The organism is Achromobacter sp. SIMBA_011 (assembly GCF_046535435.1).
Lineage (GTDB): Bacteria > Pseudomonadota > Gammaproteobacteria > Burkholderiales > Burkholderiaceae_B > Achromobacter > Achromobacter dolens.
Genome location: NZ_JAWRWN010000394.1, coordinates 1 through 275 on the forward strand (window position 1 = coordinate 1; position 275 = coordinate 275).

Sequence of the window (275 nt, forward strand, 5' to 3'; positions counted from 1 at the left end):
CAACCGCAGAGGTGTCCATAGTGCCATTGGGAACGCACTCTCTCGACAAACAGCGCTATCGTTGGTCATGGTCGGATGAAGGTCTTCCAATGGACGTTCGGGATGCATCCAGAAAAATGCAGGTGCTATATGACCTAACTGGATTTGAGATGTTCAAACAAGCCACAATCCAATGCGATCAGACGATGGCATGGGAAATTGCTGCATGGTCATGTTCTGTTCTCGCTGCGCACGGCGCTTACCGAATCCCCAATGGATCGAACCAGCATTATGTT

At 49.8% G+C, this 275-nt stretch carries 1 protein-coding gene; it reads left to right on the forward strand.

Features of this window, described 5'->3' with window-relative positions; translation table 11 throughout:
* Positions 1–20: 20 nt before the first annotated feature.
* The coding region (locus SB816_RS31430; protein WP_410548174.1) for a DUF6882 domain-containing protein at positions 21–275 on the forward strand (255 nt) is incomplete at its 3' end.